This is a genomic window from Amycolatopsis sp. PSD-21 (assembly GCF_055561455.1).
On record NZ_CM145712.1, the window covers coordinates 5,369,753 to 5,392,464 of the forward strand.

Genomic DNA, 22,712 nt, shown 5'->3' on the forward strand with positions numbered 1-22,712 from the left:
GGAGGTTTGCCTGGGATCGACAGGCCGTGGCTAGTGCCGTCGATCCGGCGCAGCCTGGGAGGGAACACATCGACGGCCAGGAGAACCAGGAGCAGCACATGGCACGCACCCGACCGGATATCACCGTTCCCGATCTGTCCGGGAAGCTCGCCGTCGTCACCGGCGCCAGCGACGGGGTCGGATTGGGATTGACGGCCCGTCTGGCCGCCGCCGGCGCCGAAGTCGTCATGCCCGTCCGCAATCGCCGCAAGGGCGACGCGGCCATCGCGAAGATCGAGCAGCAGCATCCGGGAGCGAAGGTCTCCCTCCGGGACCTAGACCTGTCGTCGCTGGACTCGGTCGCCGCGCTGGGCGCCACGCTGTGTGAGGAGGGCCGGCCGATCCACCTCCTCGTCAACAACGCCGGTGTGATGACCCCGCCGGACCGGCAGACCACCACCGAGGGATTCGAGCTGCAGTTCGGCAGTAACCATCTGGGGCATTTCGCTCTCGTCGCCCACCTGCTGCCTTTGCTGCGCGCGGGACGTGCGCGGGTGACGTCGCAGATCAGCGTCGCCGCGAACCAGCACTCCATCAACTGGGACGACGTGAACTGGGAACGGTCCTACAACGGCCGCCACGCCTACAGCCAGTCGAAGATCGCCTTCGGCCTGTTCGGCCTCGAACTCGACCGGCGCAGCCAGGCCGGGGGCTGGGAAATCACCAGCAACCTCGCCCACCCCGGCGTCGCCGCCACCAGCCTCCTCGCCGCGCGCCCCGAGGTCGGCCGGACACGGGACACCGTCGGTGTCCGCGTCATCCGGGCTCTCGCCGGCCGCGGCATCCTCCTCGGGACGGTCGAGACGGCACTGCTCCCCGCCTTGATGGCCGCGACCTCGCCCGAGACACAAGGCGCCCGCCTGTACGGACCCAGCGGACTCGGGCATCTGGCGGGCGCCCCCGCCGAGCAGACCGTCTACTCGCGACTCCGCGGCAAGGACGACGCCGCACGGATCTGGCGGATCTCCGAGGAACTCACCGGCACCGCCTTCCCCGCCGGCGAGGACGCCCACCACGACCCGGGATCAAGGCGCCGGTCTTAGACGGCGGCCTTGGACCCGGCCTCCGCTTTCGCCTTCTCGTGCAGGTCGACGCCGCGGGTCTCCGGGAGGGTGAAGACGACCAAGGCGCTGATGACCATGAGCACCATGCCGTAGACGACGAACAGCGACGGGTAGCCGTTCTTGGCGAGGAGCGTCTGCAGGTACGGCGCGGTTCCACCGAAGGCCGCGACCGCGATCGAGTACGGCACACCGACGCCGATGGTGCGGATGCGGGTCGGGAAGATCTCCGCGTAGACCGCCGGGCCGATGGAGGAGAACCCGGCCATGAAGACCAGCGCGATCGACATCGCCACGAACAGCTGCCAGGCCTGGTCGCCGACCATCGCGTTCAGCGGGAAGCTCAGCACCAGGAGGCCGACGATCGCGATGAACAGGACCGGCTTCCTGCCGATGCGATCGGACAGCCTTCCCCACAGCGGCAGGGCGATCAGGAAGATCACGTTCGCGAACACGCCCGCCCACAGCGCACCGGTCGGGTCGACGCCCCGCACGGTGATCGCGTACGACGGCGCGGCGACGGCCCACATGTAGTAGATGACCGTGGCGCCGACGGTCAGCCCGACGACCTGCACGAGCAGTTTCGGGTGCTGCTTGATCGTCTGCCAGATCCGGCCCTTCTCGGCCTTCTTCCCGGCGGCGTCGTCCTTGGCGTTCTCGGCGAGGAACACGCCGGTCTCCCGCATGCGCATCCGCATGTAGAGCGAGTAGAGCCCGAAGACGCCACCGAGCACGAACGGGATCCGCCAGCCGAACGAGAGCATCTGATCGTGGCTCAGCACACCGGAGAGGACCGCGCCCAGCAGGGTTCCGGCGAGCACGCCGCACGTTCCGGAGAAGTAGATCAGGCTCGACCACAGCCCGCGGCGGGCGGCGGGGGCGACCTCGGCGATGTAGGTCTGCGCCGATGGCAGCTCACCGCCGTGCGCGAGACCTTGGCCCAGCCGTGCCACCACGAGGATCACCGACGCCCACACGCCGATCTGGCCGTAGGTCGGGGAAAGACCGATGACGAGGCTGCCGCCGGCGGCGATCGCGACCGTCAGCGTCATCGCCAGCTGACGGCCCTTGCGGTCGGCGATCCAGCCGAAGACCAAGCCGCCGAGTGGCCGGGCGGCGAAGCCGACCGCGAAGACCGCCAAGGTGCTCAGCAGCGCCGAAACCTCGTCTTGCGCGTTGAAGAACTGCGCGGCGAAGAACGACGCGAACGTCGCGTAGATGTTCCAGTCGAACCACTCCATCGCGTTGCCCGCGCCGAGCCCGAACAGGGTGCGGCGGCGATCCGGGATGGTGGCCGTGCCCGCGGTCGCGCTCATCGGGTGGCTCCTTCGGCGAAGCGGTCGAGACGGCGGACGGCGAGTTCGGCGTAGACGGTGGCGGCCCTCGACAGCACGGACGGATCGAAGTCGGCGTACGGGCTGTGGTTGTTGGGCGCGGTGTCCGGCTCGAGCCCAGGCATCAGCGCACCGAGACCGAGGAACGTGCCCGGCACCTCGGCCAGCACCCGGGAGAAGTCCTCGGAACCGGCCACCGGATTCGGCAGTTCGGTGTAGTACTGCTCGCCGATCGTCTCGCGGACGACCTCGGCGCCGAACGCGGTCTCGTCGACGTCGGTGACGGTGACCGGGTACTCGCTCTCGAACACGACGTCGGCGGTGACCGCGTGCGCTCGCGCGACGCCGTCGATCGTCTCCCGGATCGCCGTGTCGAGCAGCGCGCCGGCGGCGTCCGAGAAACAGCGGACGGTGGCCTCGAACTCGGCGATGGCGGGGATGACGTTGCGTTTGGTGCCGCCGCGGATGACGCCGACGGTGAGCACGGCCGGATCGAAGATGTCGAACCGCCGGGTGACCATCGTCTGCAACGCGGTGATCATCGCCGCGGTCGCGGAGATCGGATCCTTGGCGCGGTGCGGCATCGACCCGTGGCCGCCCTCTCCGTGCACCGTGACGAGCAGCCGGTACGACGCGGACATCAGCGTGCCGGGACGGCCGGCGAACTGCCCGCTGGGCAGCATCGACGAGAAGACGTGCAGCCCGTAGGCCGCGTCGGCGCGCCTGCCCGCGGCCTCGAGCACGCCTTCCCGGAGCATCACTCCGGCGCCGTCCCAGCCCTCTTCGCCGGGCTGGAACATCAGGACGACGTCGCCGTTGATCCGGTCTCGGTGGGTGTGCAGGAGCCGGGCCGCGCCGACCAGCGACGTGGTGTGCAGATCGTGGCCGCAGGCGTGCATCGCGCCGTTCGTGGCGGCGAAGTCCAGCCCGGTCGCTTCGGCCACCGGGAGAGCGTCCATGTCCGCGCGCAGCAAAACCGTGCGCGGCCGGGCCGAATCCCGCGCCGTGCCCTCGCCGCGCAGCACCGCGGTCACCGAGGTCGTGCCGGTCCCGGTGGAGACCTCCAGGCCGAGCCCGTCGAGTTCACGCAGAACCCGCTCCTGGGTACGGGGCAGGTCGAGACCGATCTCGGGCTCGCGATGCAGGTCGCTGCGGAGCCGGACCAGCTCGTCCTGCAGGCTTCGAGCGTCGTCGTGAAGGTCCACCGGTCGATCTCCTCTTCGTCGGACGTCGGCGTCTTGGTCGTCGAGTGTGCGAATCCGCGTCCGATATCGAGCTAGAATTGTCGGAATCGCTCAACGATCGGCCCCTGGAAGAACAAATGGTGATCGATTCCCTGGATGAGGAGGACTTTTCGCTCATCCACGCTCTGCAACTACGGCCGCGCGCCACCTGGGCGCAGCTGGGCGACGCCCTCGGCTCGTCGCCGGTGACGCTGGCGCGGCGATGGGAGCGGCTGCGCGATGGAGGCGGAGCCTGGGTGACGGCGTATCCACGCGTGCCCGGGCGGTCCCGGGTTCAGGCCGCGTACGTCGAGATCCGGTGTGCGAGCGGCCGGATCCGGGAACTCATCCGCGAACTGTCCACCTGGCCGTCGGTCGTCAGCATCGAGGAGGCTTCGCGCGAGTACAGCCTGGTGCTGACGGTGTTCGGCCTCGGCATGCACGACCTCTCCACCCTGCTGCTGGACGCGATCCCCGGGCTTCCCGGCGTCCTCAACATCCGTTCGCATCTGGTGGCGCGGCTGCACGTCGAAGGCAGCTCGTGGCGGGTGGGCGCGCTGGACCGGGAGCGCGTGCAGGCGTTGTCGCAGCTGCCGCCGTCGTCCGGCGGCGCGGGCGGACGGCAGACGGCGCTACAGCCGTGGCAGGAGCCGTACGCCGCGCTGACCGAGGCGCTGGGCGAAGACGGCCGCCGCACCGCCGCGGACCTCGCCCGGCTCACCGGCCGCCCGGTGTCGACCGTCCGGCGCCAGCTCGGTCACCTGATCGCCGCCGACGCGCTGACCTTCCGGTGCGAGATCGCGCAGGGGCTCACCCCGTCGCCGATCGTCGTCAACTGGTGGTGCCAGGTGCCCGTCGCGCACGTGCCGACCTGCGTGGACCGGCTGAGGGCCAACCCGGCCATCCGTCAGATCGCGAGCCTGCCCGGCCCGGCGAACCTGCTGGTGACCACCTGGATGCGCTCGATCGAGGAATCGATGCGGATGCAGGAACATCTGGAACAGGACCTGGCCCCGCTGTCGGTCGTCGACTCGGCCTTGATCCTGCGGACGGCCAAACGGATGGGGTGGCTGCTGGACGATTTGGGGCGCAGCACGGGATTCGTCGTCACGATGCCTGCTCGACGGGGGTGAGCCTTGTGCGGGGTAGGCGCCTGAGGTGTTGCGAAAGCCACTTTCGCAACGTTGGAGGTTGGGGAAGTGGCTTTCGCAGCGTGAGTTGGCCTCGGCGCGTGTCGCGAAAGCCACTTCCGGGACATTGGAGGTTGGCAGTCGCACATTGCCACTCGGTCTGCGGCAGGAGCGGCTCATCCAGGAGATCTCGACTGTCCACAAGGGACTCGATTTGAGGCCTCGGGGAGGGGGTCGTGAGTGTCTTGGGTCGTTCTAACCTCCTTTACCACTCACGACCCCTGCGCAGAACGGCACATAGGTACAGCAATCGGACATCCAGCCGTCAGGAAGTGTCCCTTGTGGACACTCTTGGGCTGCGCCATCTCAACTTCACCGACCCCCGGACGCTGAAGGTGGGGAAAGCGGCTTTCGCAACGTGAGCGGCCTCGGCGCGTGTCGCGAAAGCCACTTTCGGGACATCACACGTCCCGAAAGTGGCTTTCGCGACACCACAGCAGCCGCGCATCCGATCGGGGCCACCGACCCCGCCCCGAAAAACGAAGGTCACGTCATCGCGACCAACGTCCGCCGCTTGCCCGTGAACGGCTCCCGCCCATGCGCCATCAGCATGTTGTTGATCACCATGATGTCGCCCGGCTGCCACGGAAACGCGTAGCTGACCTCGTCATACGCCGCCTTGATCGCGTCCAGGTCCGCCTGCGGGATCGGTGAGCCGTCGGCGAAGAAAGCGTTGCGGGGCAGGTCTTCCACGGGATACAGCTCCAGCAGCGCCTCACTGACCTCCTCCCCCAGGCTCGACACGTGGAACAGATTGGCCTGGTTGAACCACACCATCGCGCCGGTGTGCGGTTCCTCGGCGAAGGAGGGCCGCACGTGCCGCGTCCTCAGACCCTCATCGGTCCACTCGAACGTCTGCCCGTTGGCGGCGCAGTAGTCCTCCACCACCTGGCGGTCGTCGGTCTGGAACGCCTCCTGCCAGGTCAGCCCGAGGCCTTCGCGGAACGCCCGGGTGTAGGTGACGCCGCCCGCGAAGCGCTCGCGCAGGTCCTCCGGCAGGAGGCGGTACATCACGCGGCTGTCGGCGATCGGCGTCGCGCCGCCGATTTCGGCCGCCGTGTCGCACAGGAAGAACAGGCGGTCCGGCCAGTGCGCCGAGTAGGAGTTCTCGTTGTGCATCGGGATCGACTCGGCGGGCGGGTACTCCGTCGAGGTGTAGATGTTGCCCGAGACCGCCGACCGCGGCGTCGACCGTTCCGTGTACGTCAGCAGCGAGCCGCCGATCTCCTCGGTGATCTGGTTGAACACCGTCAGGTCGGCCGGCATCCCGCGCAGCAGGATCGCGCCGTGCTCGCGCAGCCGGTCCTGCAGCACTTCGCGGTGCGCGCGCACCCAGTCCAGGCCCGTGGCCGCGTACACGGTGAGCTTCGTGTGTTCGTTTCCCTCGATGTGGCCGAGGTTCGCCGCGAGTTCGGCGGTCATGACTCCTCCAGTTCGAATCGGATCAGCTTGGCGGCCTCGGCGTGCAGCGCGGCGAGGTCTTCGGTGTCGGCGAACCCCGCGGCGAGCACGTTCACCGCGTAGATCTCCTGGTCGTCGGTGAGCAGCTGGCCGGGGCGCACGATCGTGACGACCTCCAGGACCTCGGGCAGGTCGGCGACCTCGTCGGTGCCGTCGACGCGGACCAGCCGACCGGTGCCCTCGGCGTAGAAGATCAGGTAACCCACCGGAACCGGCAGGCCCGCACCTCGCGCGGGCGGCGGCGTGCCCAGTGCCAGCGACACGGCTTCGGCGATGACGTCGATGCCGGTCGCGAGTTTCAGCAGCACCGGCTGGGCGCCGCCGGCCGGGCGGCCCGCGTTCACCTCGACGATCGTCGCGCCCAGCTCGGCGTCGTCGATCAGCTCGAGGTGCGCGCAGGTGTTGTCCAGGCCCAGCGCGAGCGCGGCGGCCGTCGCGGCCGCCATCAGCCGTTCGGTGTCCTTTTCGGACAGTTCGAGCGGCGGGCAGACCATGCCCAGTTCGAATTTGCGCTCGTCGATCAGCGGCTTCTCCACCACGGCCACCGGTTTCGCGACACCGCCGCGCACCAGGACGTCGACCGCGTACTCCGGGCCGCGCAGCAGGCCTTCCACGAGGAACACCTTCAGCGGGTCGATCGGATCCGGTCCGCCGCCGACGAGCCGGTGGTACCGGGCGTCCTCCGACAGCGGCAACCGCTCGGCCAGCAACCGGTAAGCCGCCGCAAGTTCGTCCACGGTGGACACCGTGCGGACGAGATTGCTCGCCGCGCCGTTCACCGGCTTGACGATCGCCGGGAGCCCGACCGCGGAAGCGACCGAAGCCGCCTCGGCGGCCGACGAGATCAGCGCGCAGCGCGGGCCGGGCAACCCCGCCGCGGCCAGCGCTTGCCGGACCGCGAACTTGTTGTGCGTCACGGTGAACACCGACGCCGGGCAGCGCGCGACGCCGAGCAGCTCGGCCGCACGGGCGACGCTCGCGATGATCCCTTCGGCGGCGGTCATGACCCCGGCCGGACTCGTGGTCCGCTCCCGGATCGCCGCGGCCACGGCTTCGGCGTCACGGACGTCGTCGACCACGACGACGCCGTCCACCAGCTCCGCCATCCGTGCCCGCTCGGCCGGTTCGAGGGGCTGGGTGACCAGCTCCGCCCCCAGCCCGGTCGCGCGCACCGCGGCCACGACGTCGGCGATCCACTGCCCTGCGGTCTCGCAGACCACGAACGCGGTCTTCACACGTCCTCCAGTTCCAGCCGGACGAGCTTGCTCGCCTCGGCGTGCAGGGCGGCGAGGTCGTCGTGATCGGCGAACCCGGCCACGACGAGGTTGACCGCGTAGATCTCCTGTTCGTCGGTGAGCACCTGCCCCGGCGAGACGGTGGTGACGACGTCGATCACCTCGGGCAGCTCGGCGATCTCGTCGAGCCCGCCGATGCCGGTCAACCGGCCCGAACCGGCCGCGTAGAGGATCAGCATGCCCAGCGGGATCGGCAGTTTCGCCGGTTCCCGCACCGGTGGCGGAGCGCCCACCGCGAGCGCCGCCAGCTCGGCGAACACGTCGATGCCGGTCCGCAGCTTCGCCAGCAGCGGCATGATCGATCCGGCGGGCCTGCCGGCGTTGACCTCGACGATCGTCGGACCGCGGTCGGCGTCGTCGATCAGCTCGACGTGGGCGCAGGTGTTGTCGAGCCCCAGCGCGCGGACGGCCGCGACCGCCGCCGCGGTGACCAGCTCGGCCCGGCCGGCACTGAGCCCGGCGGGCGGGCACGACAACGCCAGCTCGAACTTCCGCTCGTCGATCAACGGCTTGTCGAGGATCTCGACCGGTTCGGCCACCCCGTCACGGACCAGCACGTCCACCGCGTACTCCGGGCCCGACAGCAATCCTTCGACGAGGAACGTCACCGAAGGGTCCAATGTCCCCAGTGGACGGTGGTAACGCGGATCCGCGGACTCGGGCAGCCGAGCGGCCAGATGCTCGTACGCGGCCGCCAGTTCGTCCACAGTGGACACGGTCCGGACGAGGTTGCTGCCCGCGCCGTTGACCGGTTTGACGATCGCCGGGAGCCCGACCTCCGAAGCGACCGACGCCGCCTCGGCGGCCGAGGAGATCAGGGCGTGCGCGGGCCCGGGCAGCCCGGCCGCGGCGAGCGCCTCCCGGACCGCGAACTTGTTCGCGCACAGGGTGAACACCGACGCCGGGCAGCGCGCCACCCCGAGCAGCTCCGCGGCTCGGGCAGTGCTCGCGATAGCGCCGTCCGAGCCGGTGAAGATCCCGGCCAGCGCACCGCCGTCGATCTCCCGGACCTTCGCCGCGACCGCCTCCGGGTCGTGGACGTCGTCCAGCGCGACGACGTCGTCCACCACACCGTCCAGCGCCGCCCGCTCGGCCGCGTCCATCGGCGGGGCGAGCAGCACGACGCGGTGCCCGGCCGCCCGGATGGCGGGCGCGACCTCGCCGACCCAGTGCCCCCGGGCCTCCCTGACCAGCACTGCCGTACTCATGCGGCTTCCTTCCCCGCGAGCTTGCGCTCCCGTTCCTGCGCCCCCACCAGGTCGTCGGGCAGCGAATCGGGCACTTCGGTGTCGAACCGGCGCAGCAGCCGCAGCGAGAACCCGCCCACGTTGATCAGCAGCAGGATCAGCGCGAAGACGACGTAGGCGAGCCCGATGCCCCTGGTCTCGCCGGTGCCGAGCACGGCGCCGACCGACCCGGTCAGCGCGCCGCCCGGCGCCAGCAGCGGCGAGAACCAGCCGACGGCCAGCGGCGCCAGCACGGCGAACCCGATCGGCAGCGTCGACCACGTGATCGTCTGGTTGATCGCGAACACCCGGCCGTGGAACCGCTGTGGCACCTTGACCTGCACCAGCGTCGCGTAGATGCCCTGCGACACGGACATCGCGGCGGCGAGGAGGAACACCCCGGCCGCGACGACGATCAGCGACGGCCGAAGGCCCATCACCAGGCTGCCGAGCGCGATCCCGACGTTGCCGACGAGCACGCCGACCATCCGCCGGTGCCGCGGTCCGCCCCACAGCGCCATCCCGATGCCGCCCGCGACCGCGCCGACGGCCTCGGCGAGCGCCACCTGCGCGACGTCGGTGACCGAACCGAACGACAGCACGAGCGGCGAAAGCAGCACCAGCGCGGGAGCGAGGAAGACGTTCGCCAGCGCGAAGTACAGCAGCATCGTGCGGAAGCCGCGGTGGTTCCACGAGTACCGCAGCCCGCCCGCGATCGCCGTCAGCAGCGGTTCGCGCGGGCGCCAGCCCAGCATGTCCGGGAAGCGCACCAGCAGCAGGCCCACGATCGCGAACGCGTAGCTCGCCATGTCCAGGATCAGGATTCCGGACAGCTGGATCGTCGCCAGCAGCCCGGCCGCGATCACCGGCATCAGCAGCTGGGCGAAACCGGTGGACAGCTGCGCGAGACCCATCGCGTGACCGAGGTACTGCTTCGGCACCAGCTGCGCCACCGAGGACTGATAGGCGATGCGCTGGAACGAAGCGGCGACCGACCCGAGTGGGATCAGCACGTAGAACAACCACAGCTGGACGTGCCCGGTGATCAGCAGCAACGCCAGTATCAGCTGGATCCCGCCCGCGATGCTGCTGGCCGCGATCATGATCCGCCGCCGGTCGCCGCGGTCGACCAGAGCGCCCGCCACCGGCAGGACGAGTACGCCGAACAGCAGCGCGAGCGCCCACAGCAGGCCGAGGTCGGCGACCGAGCCCGTGCGGGTGTAGAGCCAGATCGGCACCGCAAACGACGTCAGCGCCGAACCGGTCGAGGACACCAGCTGCCCGATCGTGATCGTGACGAACCGGCCCATGCTCGGCCGCACCGCGGGTTTGTCGTCCGCTTCTGCCCGGTGGGTCTCGTGCACCGCCCAGCCGGCGTCCTCGCCGCGGACCCGGACGTCGAGCTCGCCGGGGTCGTCCAGCGCCGGGTGCACGCGCGTGACGATCTCCGCGAGTTCTTCGGCCCGGTACCGCAGGAAGAAGTGCCCAGCCTGGTCGAGCACCACGAGCCCGGTGGTGTCGGTGAGGAACTCCCATTCCCGGTACCGCTCGGCGTAGAAGTCGGTGACAGGGTCCTCGGAGCCGACCACCGACACGATCGGCGCGCGCAGCTTGGCCACGCGGGCGTCGAGCAGGCCGCTGAAATACTCCTCGGCAGCGCGGCTGTCGGCGCGCATGTTCGTGATGATCCGGTCGGCCTGCGCCGGGTCGAGGTCGTCGGTGTCGACGCCCATGCCCTTGAGCCAGTTCGAGTAGTACCGGTTGCTGCGCAGCTTCTCCAGCCGCGTGCGCAGCGTGCCCACCGCGCCCTTCATGCGGGCGAACGGGAAGATCGCGCCGATGTAGACGACCTCCAGCTCGCGGCCGCGCTCTTCGAGCATCCGGGCGACGGCGACGGCGAGCGCGTTGCCGACACCGCAGTGGCCGTAGATGGCCAGCGGGCCGTCGATTCGGTCCAGGATCTCGTCGGCAAGCCGCTCGACCAGGTCGTCGAAGGGCAGCGCCTCCTCGGACAAGCCGACGTCGTGGCCGGGGATGGCGACCGAGTAGAGCGAGTAACCCTCCGGGAGGGCGTCGGCCAATGGCTGGTAGACGATCGCGCTACCACCGCCATAGGGGAAGCAGACATAGGTCAATGTCCGCTGCTTCGCCGGCTTGGTCAGCTCGTACAGCAGATGCCGCGGCCGGTCGGTGTCGTCACCGTCCATGAAGGACGCCAGCTCGCGGATCGTGCGGTGCTGGAAGAGGTCCATGACGCCGACCTGGCCCGCGCCCGCCTTGCCGATCCGCGCCACCACCTGAGTGGCCAGCATCGAATGGCCACCGAGGTCGAAGAAGTCGTCGTCGACGCCCAGCTCGCCCACCTTGAGCACGTCGCGCCAGATCTCGGCCAGCAGGGTCTCGACCGGGGTCGACGGCGCGACCAGTTCCTTGGTCGCGTCCCGCAACGCGACCGGAGCGGGGAGCGCCTTGCGGTCGAGTTTGCCGTTCGGGGTGAGCGGCAGCTCGTCGAGCGCGACGAACGACGGCGGGACCATGTAGTCGGGGAGACTCTGCTTGAGCGCCGTCCGCAACGCGCCAGGCTCGGCGTCGCCGACGACGTACCCGACCAGCCGCTTGTCCCCCGGCGTGTCCTCGCGGACGATCACGGCGGCGTCGCGCACGCCCAGCTGGGCGCGTAACGTCGTCTCGATCTCCCCCAGCTCGATACGGAGTCCGCGCAACTTGACCTGGTGGTCGATCCGGCCGAGGAACGCGATCGTCCCGTCCGGGCGCCAGTGCGCGAGGTCACCGGTGCGGTACATCCGTCCACTGTGGAACGGATCGGGCACGAACCGCTCGGCCGTCAGCTCCGGGCGGTTGTGGTAGCCCAGCGCGAGGCCGACACCGGCGATGTGCAGCTCGCCGGGCACGCCTACCGGGCAAGGCCGACCGGCACGGTCGAGGACGTAGATCCGGATGTTCTGGATCGGCGCGCCGATCGGCACCGACGCGACCTCGGCGAGCGCGGCGGACGTGCAGTGCCAGGAGGTGACGTCGATGGCGGCTTCGGTCGGGCCGTAGAGATTGTGCAACTCGCAGTCCGGCAGCCGCCGGACGAACTCGCGGGCCGCGTCGAGCGGCAGCTCCTCACCACTGCACACGACCCGTCGCAGCGCTGTGCACGTCTCGACGCCTTGTTCGGCAAGGAAGAGCGTGAGCATCGACGGCACGAAGTGCGCGGTGGTGATGCCTTCGGACGCGAGCAGCTCACGCAGGTACGCGGCGTCCTTGTGGCCACCGGGTTCGGCGAGCACGAGCCGCGCGCCGGTGATCAGCGGCCAGAAGAACTCCCAGACCGACACGTCGAAACCGGCCGGGGTCTTCTGCAGCACCGAATCGGTGCCGTCGAGGCGGTACGCGCGCTGCATCCAGTCGAGCCGGTTGACGATGCCGCGGTGACCGTTGGGCACGCCCTTCGGCTGGCCCGTGGAACCCGAGGTGTAGATGACGTACGCCGGGTCCTCCGGGCCGGCGAGCGGCTCGGGCGGCTCTGTCGCCTCGGCGAGATCGGCAGCGTCATCTACGACAACGACGGTCGCGTCGCCCGGCGGCAGCGTTTCGCGCAACGCCGCCTGCGTCACCACGACGGGCGCGGCCGCGTCGCGCAGCATGAACGCCAGCCGGTCGGCCGGATACTCCGGATCGAGCGGGACATACGCGCCACCGGCTTTCAGCACGCCGAGGAGCGCGACGACCAGTTCGAACGACCGTTCCGCGAACACGCCGGTGAGCACGCCCGGCCCGACGCCGAGGCCACGCAACCGGTGCGCGAGCCGGTTGGCCCGCTCGTCCAGCTCGCGGTAGGTCAGCGACGCGCCGCGGAAGGTCACCGCGGGCGCGTCCGGCGTCCGGGCGGCCTGCTCCTCGACGAGCGCGTGCAGCGTGGTCTGCGGGAATTCGGCCGTCGTGGCGTTCCAGCGCTCCAGGACGAGTTCGCGCTGCACCGCGTCGAGGATGTCCACTTCGGACAGCCGCCGGTCCGGAGCGGCGACGATCGAGCGCAGCAGCGTGACCAGCCGCCCGGCCATCCCGGCGACCGTGTCCGCGGTGAACAGCGCGGTGTTGTACACGAGCTTGCCGATCAGCCCGCGTTCGAGCTCGATCGCGTGGAACTCGAAGTCGAACCGGGTGGCGGGCAGGTCCATCGGCAACCAGCGGAAGTCCACTTCGGACTCCCCGGCCGCGCCCATCCGGCCCATCTCGTAGTTCTGCAGCACGAACATCGCCTGGAACACCGGCGACCGGCTGACGTCGCGGGGCACGCCGAGCGCGTTCACCAGCCGCTCGAACGGGACGTCGGCGTGCTCGAACGCGTCCAGCACGTGCCGCCGGGTGCGTTCGAGCAGCTCGGCGAACGTCGGGTCGCCCTCAAGCTGGGCACGCAGGGGCAGCATGTTGATGAACATGCCCGCCACGCCCTCCAGCTCGGGCAGGCCGCGCCCGGCCGACGACGAGCCGATCGCGAAGTCCTCCTGGCCCGAGTACCGCGAAAGCAGCACCTGGTAGGCGGCCAGCAGGGTCATGAAGAGCGTGACCCCGTGCTCGCGGCTCAGTTCACCGAGGGCACGGGCGAGATCGCGTTCGACGAAGAACTCGTGGATCTCGCCGTCGAAACTCTGCTTGGCGGGCCGGGGCCGGTCCGTGGGCAGCTCCAGCGGCTCGACTCCGGCGAGCTGCGCCTTCCAGTGCTCGAGCTGCCGGTCGAGTTCGCCGCCGGTGAGCGTGCGGCGCTGCCAGTGCGCGAAGTCGCCGTACCCGATGCTCAGCGCTGGCAGCTCGGCGGTGCCGCCGGTGCTCAGGGCGTGGTACTGCGCGGCGAGGTCGCGGAGCAGCAGGTCGACCGACCAGCCATCGCCCACGATGTGATGCGTGCACAGGACCAGCAGGTGTTCCTCGTCGGACACCCGGGCGAGGGTCGCCCGCAGCAGTGGACCCGTGGCCAGGTCGAACGTCTCGGCCGCGGCGGCGTCGACCGCGGCGCGGGCGGCTTCCTCACCACCTGCATCCACTATGGACAGAGCGACCGAGATCGAAGGTTCGATGTGGACGGTCGGCTGCCCGTCCTCTCCTTCCGGGAACCGCATCCGCAGGGCCTCGTGCCGCGCCGGCAGGGAGTCCAAAGCGGACTGAAGCGCGGCGACGTCGAGCCTGCCGGTCAGCCGGATCGGCACCGGGATGTGGTACGACCCGGTGCCCGGCGCGAACTGCTCCATGAACCAGACGCGTTCCTGCTGATACGACAGCGGGACAGCGGCGTCGGCGGGGCGCGGTGTGATGGTCGCGGCCGTCTCCGTGCGCCGTCGCAGCCGTCGTTCGAGCAGCGCGCGGCGCGCGGCCGCGCTGGTCTCGTCGATCGCGGTCATGAGTTCTCGCCTTCGGCCAGCTGGCGCTGGACCTCTTCGTCGCTGAGCTGGTCGAGGTCTTCGGAGAGCCGCCGCTCGATCTCGGCGGCGAGCCCGGCGACCGTGGTGAGGGTGAACAGCCCCCGCACCGGGATGTCGACCTCGACCTGCTTGCGGATCCGGGCCATCGCGCGGATCGCCAGCAGTGAGTTGCCGCCACGGGCGAAGAAGTCGTCGTGCGCGCCGAGATCGTCGATGCCGAGCAACTCGCCGAGCACTTCGGCGACGAGTTCTTCGGCAGCGGTCCGGGGTGCGACGTACGCCGGCGCCTCGCCGGGTTCGGGATCCGGCAGCGCGGCCCGGTCGAGCTTGCCGCTGGCCGCCATCGGCAGCGCGTCGAGCGTCACGAACCTGGTCGGCACCAGGTACTCCGGCAATGTCTTCCGCAGGGCCTCGGCCGCGCCCTCGGTGCTGCCGACGACATAGCCGACGAGCGTGTCACCGCGGACCGCCACGGCCGCGTCCCGCACATCCGGCAGCTCACGCAGCGCCGCTTCGACCTCGCCGGGCTCGATGCGATAGCCACGCAGTTTCACCTGCTCGTCGATGCGGCCGAGGTAGTCGAGTGTGCCGTCGCGGCGCCAGCGGATGAGGTCGCCGGTCGCGTACATCCGGCCGGACGGACCGTCGGTGAACTTCTCCGCGGTCAGCTCCGGCAGGCCGAGGTAGCCGCGGGCCAGCTGCGGCCCGGCGACGTACAGCTCGCCCGGGACGCCCGGCGGCACCGGCTGCCGCCGCTCGTCGAGGACGTGCACGCGGGTGCCGGGCACCGGACGGCCGATCGAGACGGGTCCGGAAGGCAGCGTGTCCCCGGGTTCGATCCGGTGCACGACGCAGCCGACGGTGGCCTCGGTCGGGCCGTATTCGTTGACGACGAGCGTGCCGGGGTGGCGGTCCCGCCACGGCTGGACGGTCTCGGCGGTCAGCGCTTCGCCCCCGAGCACCAGCTCGCCTGTGGGAAAGAGGTCCTCGGCGAGAACGGCGAGGTGTGTCGGCGTGGCCTTGACGAACGTCGGGCGGCCGCCGTCGACCACCGCGCCCCCGGCGGTGAGCGTGCCGAGCAGTGTCGTCACGGTGAGGTCGAACGACGCCGACGTGTGCAGCAACGCCCGCCCGGCCAGTCCGGGGTACGCCTCACGCGCCCAGGCCAGGTACGTGTCGACGGCCCGGTGCTCGACCTCGACGCCCTTGGGCCGCCCGGTCGAACCCGACGTGTAGATCACATAGGCGACGTCGCCCGGTCCGGCCGCCGGTTCCGGGTTTTCGGTGGCCGCGGCGGACCACTCCGCCGGGTCGTCCAGTGCGAGCGTCTTGGTGTCCAAAGAGGACTCACCGGTGACCAGCACGAACGGCACACCCGCGTCGGCGAGGATGAGCGCCTGCCGGGGAGCCGGGTTGGCCGGGTCCAGCGGGACGTAGGCCGCGCCGCTCTTCAGCACCCCGAGCACGCCGGTCAGCAGGTCCGCCGAGTTCGGCACGCATACGCCGACGACGGAGCCGGGACCGGCGCCCAGCTCACGCAGCCGGTGGGCGACGCGGTTGGCTCGCGCATTCAGCTCGGCATACGTCAGGCGAACCCCGCCGAAGTCGACGGCGGGTGCGTCCGTGGTTCGCCGCGCCTGGTCCTCGAATCGGGCGTGCACGGTCTTAGCGTCCGAAGTGGACACTTCAGGGTTCCAGCCGGTCAGGACCAGTTCACGTTCGGTATCCGACAGCAGCGGCAGATCCGCGATCGATCGAGCGGGATCGGCCAGTGCCGCGGTAAGCAGTCGCACGTACCGCTCGGCCACGGCTTCGGCGGTCTCGCGGTCGAACAGGTCGGTGCGGTAGACGAGCCTGCCGTCCACGGCGGTCAGGTCGATCGCGATGTCGTCCTTCGCGGTGGCCGAGCGGATCGGTTCCAGCCCCGAGTCGGGCAGGAAGTTGAAGCCCAGCTGGTACAGCGCCTGCACGCCGGGGTCGCGTTCGGCCCCCACCGCTTCGGCGACCGCCTGGAACGGCACCTGACTGTGGTCGATCGCCTCCAGCAACGTTGTCCGGACCCGGCCGACCAGCTCGGTGAACGCGGGCGCGCCCGAGCAGTCGACGCGCACGGCCATCTGGTTGACGAACATGCCGATCAGGTCGGCCAGCTCGGGCAGGTCGCGGCCGGCGACCGGGACGCCGACGACGATGTCGTCCACTCTGGACAGTCGCGACAGGAGCGCCGCGTAGCCGGCCAGCAGCACCATGAACGGCGACGCCGACAGCTCCCGGCTCAGCTCACCGACCCGGTCGATCAGGCCGTCCGGGAGGGCGAAGTGCACCTGGTCACCGGCGAACGTCAGCTCCGACGGCCGCGGCCGGTCGGTGGGCAGGCCGTGTACCGGCGGCAGCCCGGCGAGCTGTTTGCGCCAGTAGTCCAGCTGCTCACTCGACGCTTCGAGCTGCCCGCGCTGCCAGGCCGAGAAGTCCGGGTACTGGATGGCCAGCTCGGGCAGCTTCGGCTCGCGGCCCTCGAACACGGCGTCGCACGCCTCGCCCAGCTCGGCCCCCAGCACCAGGACCGACCCTGCGTCGAACACGGTGTGGTGCACGACGAACGTGAGAACCCACTCGTCGTCGGCCATCCGGCACACCTGCGCCCGCCACGGCGGCGGCGAGTCGAGCGGGACGGCCTCGCGTGTGACGGCGCCGACGAGTTCGGCGAGCCGGTCTTCACGGGCGCCGGCGGGCAGATCCCGCAGGTCGTGGACCTCGGGCTCGATCGGCACCTCGGCGTGCACCACCTGCATGAGCGCGCCGCCGTCCATGCGGAACGACGTGCGCAGCGCCTCGTGCCGCCCGACGATGACGCCGAGCGCGGCACGCCACTGCTCCGCGGTCAGCGGGCGGTCCAGCCGGGCCTGGCAGTGCAGGTTGTACACCGGGGACGCCGGGTCGAGCTGGCCGGACAGCCAGATCCGCTCCTGGCCGAACGAGGCCGGGAACGTCCATTCCTTCGTGTCGCTCATGATTTCCTGTTCAGTGAGAGGTCACGCGAGAGTGCCGTGTCGGTCCAGGTGGTCGTGAGTGGCGTTTCGGGTTCTAACCCGAAACGCCACTCACGACCCGCCGCACGGTTCAGCGCTCGAGCTTCGGGATGGTGGTCCGGGCGGGTTCTTCGGCGGGCGCCTCGGTCTTGCCGGCGCGCAGTTCCTCGATCCGCTCGGCCAGAGTGGCCACTGTGGACGCTTCGAACAGCGTCTTCATCGCCAGCCGCGTACCGGTCGCCTTGCGCACCTGGGCGATGAGCTGGATGGCGACGAGCGAGTTCCCGCCGAGGGCGAAGAAGTCGTCGTGCACGCCGATCTTCTCCACGCCGAGCAGCTCGGTCCACTGCCGGGCGATCTCGGCCTCCAGGTCGGTGCGCGGGGCGACATAGTCGTCCTCCGACACCTTCACCGGCGCTTCGCCCGGTTCGTCCAGCTCCTCGGCGGTGGCCCGGTGCTCGATCAGCTCCCGCACCGGGAGCGTGCTGATCACCACCTGCCCGCCGAGACCGGGGGCCAGCGCCCGGACGAACGCCTCGGCGCCGTCCACCGGCCGGATCCCGGTCGACGTCTTGTCCACAGTGGACACAGTGGACATATCGGACGCGGCATTCAGCCCACCACCGACCGCCTCCTGATCGACCTGGCGCAGCACGAAATCCTCGATCGTGACGAGCACGCGGCCGGCCTCGTCGCACAGTGAGAGGTCGGCCGCCACCACCTGGTCGCCACCGGAGTCGCGGTAGCGCAGGTGGCTGCGGAAACTCGCCGGGAGCGCGTCGTGCACGACGATCCGGCCGTAGCTCATCGGCAGGTAGGTGCCGCTCCCCCGGCCCCGGCCGAACGCGGTCGCGACGTCCAGCAGTGCCGGATGCAGCCCCCACGCGCCGATGTCGCCCGCCGCCGCGTCGGGAGCCGTGATCGTGGCCAGTTCCTCCTGTGCGCCGATGCGGTGTTCGCGCAGCGCCGCCCAGCGCGGGCCGAAGGTGACCATGCTGGTGCGGCCGGTGCCGAAGCCGTGCCCGTCGTCGATCGGCTCGGTCCGCGCGGTCACCGCTTCGATGTCCACAGTGGACGTCGCCCCGGCCGTGACCCAGCCGGCGGATCCGCGGACGTGGGTCCGGCTCGCGCCGGCGACGTGGCTGGTCACGGTGAAGTCGTCGCCGTCGAACTCCACGCGGTACTCGGCGGTCGAGCCGTCCGGAACGCCGAACGGTTCCAGGAACGCGACGTCCCGCAGCTCGACGACGTGTCCGTCGCCGGGCTTCGGCAACGCCGCGGCCACCGCCGCACGGACCGTCTCCAGGTGTCCCGTCCCCGGAACCACCGGCACCCCGGCGATCCGGTGCTCGTCGAGCAGCCAGTGCGTGGCCGCCGAGACGAGGCCGTGCGCGCCGTCCTCGGACCGCGTGGTGAGCACGGGGTGCTCGACGGGACCGAGCGTCCGCGACCGGGCGGTGCGGATCGTGGTCGGCGCGGCCACCTCCGCGGCCATGCCGACCTCGTCCCAGCCACCCCAGGCGTGCGAGACGAGCCGAGCTCGCCAGCCGTGGTCACCTCGCGCGTAGGCGTCGAGGAAGTTGTTGGCGGCGCAGTAATCGACCTGGCCGATGCCGCCTGCCACCGCGGTGATCGACGAGCACAGCGCGACGAAGTCCATCGGCAGGTCGGCGAACGCTTCGGCCAGCGCCAGCGTCCCGGCGATCTTCGGGGCCAGCACGGCCTCAGCCGCGGCCCGCTCCTTCACCTCGGCGACGCCGCCGCCGGGCAGCCCGGCGGCGTGCACGATCCCGTCGAGGCCGCCGAACTCGCGCTCGGCCAGCTCACGCACCTCACGCAAGCGCGCCGCGTCGGTGACGTCGGCGGCGGCGACGTGCACCTCCGCGCCCGCGGCCTCCATCCGCCGGACGGCGAGCATCGCGCGCCCGGCGCGGTCGGTGCCGCCGTGCGCGGCGAGGTGTGCGTCCCACTCCGCCCGCGGTGGCAGCCCGGCGCGGGTGACCAGCACGAGCTTCGCCCGCACCCGGCGGGCGAGGTCCTCGGCGAGCGTGATGCCGATACCGCCGGTCCCGCCCGTGATCAAGTACCGGCCGCCGTCGCGCAGCACCGGCTCGGCGGCCGCGGGCAGCTCGAGCTGGGTGTAGTCCAGCACCCAGCGACGACCGGCCCGCAGCGCGACCTCGGCCGCCGCGTCGGCCGGGCGGAACAGCTCGGCGACGACGTCCTGCAAACCATCAACGTCGATCCGGCGCACCACCGTGCCCGCGATCTCCAGTGGCACCACCCGCGCGATACCGGCGAGGGTCGCGTGCTCGGGCCGGGTCAGGTCGGCGCCGGTGACGTCGGCGGTACCGGTGCTCAGCACGTCGATCCGCACCGGTTCGCCCCAGGCCTGAACAAGATTGAGCACGCTGAAGAACCCGAGGTCCTGTGCGGCCATGCCGCGCTCTTCCCCGGCCAGCGTCCAGGCGTGCACGACCCGCTCGGGCCGGGCGGGCAGCGCGGCCACGAGCGCGTCGTAGTCCTCGCGCACCCCGGGCCGGACGGTGAATCCGGTCTCCGTCGCGGCGAATCCGTCGCCGGGGCGCACTTCGGTGACCGTCACACCCGCGTCGCGCAGGAGGCCGGGCAGGACGTCGGCGGCGGCGAAGACGAGCGCGTTCGCGAACGGCTCGCGTCTCAGGTCCGGTTCCGCTTGCCGCCACGCCGGGACCGCGAACCATTCGGACAGCGGCAGCGGACCGCTCGACCGCACGGGCTGGGTCGCCGTGACCGGATCCGGGTCGACCCAGTACCGCTTGCGCGCGTACGGGTAGCCGGGCAGCGGCACCCGCTGGCCGGGCGCGCCGAACGTCCGCGGTTCGAGGGAAACCCCGTTCGTCCACAAGAGACCGGCCGCGCCGTACAGTGTTTCGACGTCGCCGATGCGCTCGTTGCGACCAGGCAGGCTCGGCTGCGGCGCGGGCATCCCCTTCGGAACCTGGCCGCGGGACAGCCCGGACAGCTGATGACCAGGACCGCATTCGACGAGCGCCCAGCGGCCGCCGCGCACGAACAGGTTCTTGACGCAGTCGCCGAACCGGACGGCCTGACGCAGATGGGAGGCCCAATAGGCGGGGTCGGTGGCCTGGGCGTCGGTGATCCACTCGCCGGTGACGTTCGACAGGAACGGCAGCGCCGGCGTGGTGCGGGCGACGGCGGCGACGGCCTCGGTGAACTCGGCGAGGATCGGGTCCATCATCGGTGAGTGGAACGCGTGCGAGGTCACCAGCTCGCGGCACTGCACGCCGCTGGCCTTGAGTGTCGCCGCGAACTCCGCGACCGCGTCCGACGGCCCGGCCACGACGCAGGTGCCGGGCCCGTTCACCCCGGCGATCGCGAGGTTTTCCGGCAGCCGCGTGGCGACGCCCTCCTCGTCGAGCTGGACGGCCAGCATCGCCCCGGCCGGCATCGACTGCATCAGGCGGCCCCGCGTGGCGACCAGGTTCAGCGCGTCCGGCAGGGTGAAGACCCCGGCGACCGTGGCGGCGACGTACTCACCGACCGAGTGACCGATCATCGCCGCGGGCCGCACGCCCCAGCTCTGCCACAGCATCGCCAGCGCGTACTCGACGACGAACAGCGCCGGCTGGGTCACGCGGGTTTCCCGCAGCGCCTGCTCGCCGCCGCGCCCGAAGATCAGCTCGCGCAGCTCCGGCAGCCCGGATTCGAGCAGCCGCAGGCACTCGTCGACGGCCGCGGCGAACACCGGCTCGGCGTCATACAGCTCGGCGCCCATCCCGGCGTACTGGGAACCCTGCCCGGGGAAGAGGAACGCCACGTTCGTCTCCCCGGCCTGCCCGGAAACGAGGCGCCGGGAGTCGCGCAGGCCGTCGACCGCGTCCTCCAGATCACGGGCGACGACGACCGCGCGATGCGGGTACTCGGTGCGCCCGGCGGCCAGGGTGTGGGCCACGTCGGCGAGATCGAGGTCGACGTCCCCGGCCAGTCGGTCGGCCAGCCGGTCGACCGCGGCCGAGAGCGCCTCCTCGGTGTTGGCCGACACCCGCAGCAGGTGCGCCGGGTGCGGCGTCCGGGACCGCTCGGGGACCGGCGCCTCCTCCAGGACGACATGCGCGTTGGTGCCACCGACACCGAACGAGCTGACGCCCGCGCGCCGCGGCGCCTGGCCCGCCTCCCACTTCGTCACCACACGCGCCGGGAAGAACGGGCTCGCCGGGAAGTCGATACCGGGGTTGGGTTCGTGGTAGTTGATGGTCGGCGGGATCAGCCCGTGCTCCATCACGAGCACGGCCTTGATCAACGAGACCACGCCCGCCGCCTGCGACAGGTGGCCGATGTTGGACTTCACCGAGCCGATCGCGCACCAGCCGGTGTCCTCGGTCCCGTTCCCGTACACAGTGGACAGTGCGGTGATCTCGATCGGGTCGCCCAGCGCGGTGCCGGTGCCGTGCGCCTCGACGTAGCCGATGGTGCGCGGGTCGACACCGGCCATGCCGACGGCCTGCGCGACCGCCTCGGTCTGCCCGGACATGCTGGGCGCGGAGAAGCCGACCTTGGTGGCGCCGTCGTTGTTGATCGCGTTGCCGAGCACGACTCCGCGGATGTGGTCGCCGTCCTCGATCGCCTGCGAGAGCCGTTTCACCAGCACGACCCCCACGCCGCTGCTCCAGACCGTGCCGTTGGCTCCGGCGTCGAACGCGCGCACGTGGCCGTCCGGCGAGGTGAAACCGTCGACGCCCATGTAGCCGACGCCGTGTGGCATCTCCACGTTGACCCCGCCGGCCAGCGCCATGTCGCACTCGCCGTTGCGCAGCGCCTCGCAGGCCAGGTGCACCGCGACCAGTGACGTCGAGCAGGCGGTGAACACCGCGAGGCTCGGGCCGCGGAGGTTGAGCTTGTACGACACCGAGGTCGTCAGGTAGCTCGGCTGGTTACCGGTCGAGATGCCGATACCGCCGTGCTGCGAGGCGAGGAGCCGTTCGTTGCGCATCAGGTTCTCGGTCAGGTATCCGGTGCCCCCGGATCCGCCGTAGACGCCGATCGCGCCGCTGAACCGGGCCGGGTCGTAGCCCGCGTCGGTCAGCGCCGCGTGGCACGACTGGAGGAACAGCCGATGCTGCGGATCGGTGATCTCGGCCTCACGGCTGGTCATCCCGAACAGTTCGGCGTCGAACTCGTCGAAGCCGTCGACCACGGCGGTGGCGTTCACCCAGCTCGGATCGTCCACTGTGTCCGGTGAAGCACCGCGGGCGATCATCTCCTCGCGGGTGGCGGGCACGATCGATTCGACGCCGTCGACGAGATTGCGCCAGAACTGGTGCGCGTCTCGCGCGCCGGGCACGCGCACGTCGAGCCCGACGATCGCGATCGGTTCGGCTCCGGGATCGCCGGTGCCGGTTTCGGGGTGGTGGGTCACGGTGGTGCT

General features: G+C 70.9%; 10 protein-coding genes. 2 read left to right on the top strand and 8 right to left on the bottom strand.

The features are described from left to right. Positions 1-98 precede the first annotated feature (98 nt). Positions 99-1,082, top strand: a complete 984-nt coding sequence (locus tag ACZ1DY_RS25275) for an SDR family oxidoreductase (protein WP_465481069.1) — start codon at positions 99-101, stop codon at positions 1,080-1,082. On the opposite strand, the gene ACZ1DY_RS25280 is transcribed toward ACZ1DY_RS25275, so the two are convergent. Then, the gene (locus ACZ1DY_RS25280) at positions 1,079-2,416 is read right to left on the bottom strand and encodes an MFS transporter (RefSeq protein ID WP_465481070.1); all 1,338 of its coding nucleotides are present in this window, start codon (positions 2,414-2,416) and stop codon (positions 1,079-1,081) included. The genes ACZ1DY_RS25275 and ACZ1DY_RS25280 overlap by 4 nt on opposite strands. After that, complete coding sequence (locus tag ACZ1DY_RS25285) at positions 2,413-3,639, bottom strand: M20 metallopeptidase family protein (protein ID WP_465481071.1); 1,227 nt, start codon at positions 3,637-3,639, stop codon at positions 2,413-2,415. The genes ACZ1DY_RS25280 and ACZ1DY_RS25285 overlap by 4 nt, the downstream gene beginning before the upstream one ends. A 116-nt stretch (positions 3,640-3,755) precedes the next feature. Here ACZ1DY_RS25285 and ACZ1DY_RS25290 point away from each other — a divergent pair, with 116 nt between their 5' ends. Then, on the top strand, positions 3,756-4,790 hold the full coding sequence (locus tag ACZ1DY_RS25290; RefSeq protein WP_465481072.1) for an AsnC family transcriptional regulator: 1,035 nt from the start codon (positions 3,756-3,758) through the stop codon (positions 4,788-4,790). Positions 4,791-5,333: 543 nt separating this feature from the next. Here ACZ1DY_RS25290 and ACZ1DY_RS25295 read toward each other — a convergent pair. From ACZ1DY_RS25295 to ACZ1DY_RS25320, 6 genes are all read right to left on the bottom strand, one after another. Next, positions 5,334-6,269 carry a TauD/TfdA family dioxygenase gene (locus ACZ1DY_RS25295; protein ID WP_465481073.1) on the bottom strand — a complete coding sequence of 312 codons (936 nt, stop codon included), beginning with the start codon at positions 6,267-6,269 and terminating at the stop codon, positions 5,334-5,336. Further along, positions 6,266-7,543, bottom strand: a complete 1,278-nt coding sequence (locus ACZ1DY_RS25300; protein WP_465481074.1) for an ATP-grasp domain-containing protein — start codon at positions 7,541-7,543, stop codon at positions 6,266-6,268. The genes ACZ1DY_RS25295 and ACZ1DY_RS25300 overlap by 4 nt, the downstream gene beginning before the upstream one ends. After that, positions 7,540-8,811: an ATP-grasp domain-containing protein gene (locus ACZ1DY_RS25305; RefSeq protein ID WP_465481075.1), complete on the bottom strand. Its 1,272-nt coding sequence runs from the start codon at positions 8,809-8,811 to the stop codon at positions 7,540-7,542. The genes ACZ1DY_RS25300 and ACZ1DY_RS25305 overlap by 4 nt, the downstream gene beginning before the upstream one ends. After that, a complete protein-coding gene (locus tag ACZ1DY_RS25310) occupies positions 8,808-14,234 on the bottom strand; it encodes an amino acid adenylation domain-containing protein (RefSeq protein WP_465481076.1) in 5,427 nt (1,808 codons plus the stop codon). Before ACZ1DY_RS25310 ends, ACZ1DY_RS25305 begins: the two co-directional genes overlap by 4 nt. Next, positions 14,231-17,266, bottom strand: coding sequence for a non-ribosomal peptide synthetase (locus ACZ1DY_RS25315; RefSeq protein ID WP_465481077.1), 3,036 nt, complete (start codon positions 17,264-17,266; stop codon positions 14,231-14,233). Before ACZ1DY_RS25315 ends, ACZ1DY_RS25310 begins: the two co-directional genes overlap by 4 nt. Positions 17,267-17,375: 109 nt before the next feature. Then, entirely contained in the window at positions 17,376-22,703 is a 5,328-nt protein-coding gene (locus tag ACZ1DY_RS25320; RefSeq protein WP_465481078.1) for a type I polyketide synthase, read from the bottom strand. Positions 22,704-22,712: the final 9 nt, after the last annotated feature.

What these genes read in the sequence shown, in the direction of transcription:
- ACZ1DY_RS25275 (WP_465481069.1), top strand. Translation starts at nt 99, where the DNA reads ATGGCACGCACCCGACCGGATATCACCGTTCCCGATCTGTCCGGGAAG.
- ACZ1DY_RS25280 (WP_465481070.1), bottom strand. Translation starts at nt 2,416, where the DNA reads ATGAGCGCGACCGCGGGCACGGCCACCATCCCGGATCGCCGCCGCACC.
- ACZ1DY_RS25290 (WP_465481072.1), top strand. Translation starts at nt 3,756, where the DNA reads ATGGTGATCGATTCCCTGGATGAGGAGGACTTTTCGCTCATCCACGCT.
- ACZ1DY_RS25295 (WP_465481073.1), bottom strand. Translation starts at nt 6,269, where the DNA reads ATGACCGCCGAACTCGCGGCGAACCTCGGCCACATCGAGGGAAACGAA.
- ACZ1DY_RS25305 (WP_465481075.1), bottom strand. Translation starts at nt 8,811, where the DNA reads ATGAGTACGGCAGTGCTGGTCAGGGAGGCCCGGGGGCACTGGGTCGGC.
- ACZ1DY_RS25310 (WP_465481076.1), bottom strand. Translation starts at nt 14,234, where the DNA reads ATGACCGCGATCGACGAGACCAGCGCGGCCGCGCGCCGCGCGCTGCTC.
- ACZ1DY_RS25315 (WP_465481077.1), bottom strand. Translation starts at nt 17,266, where the DNA reads ATGAGCGACACGAAGGAATGGACGTTCCCGGCCTCGTTCGGCCAGGAG.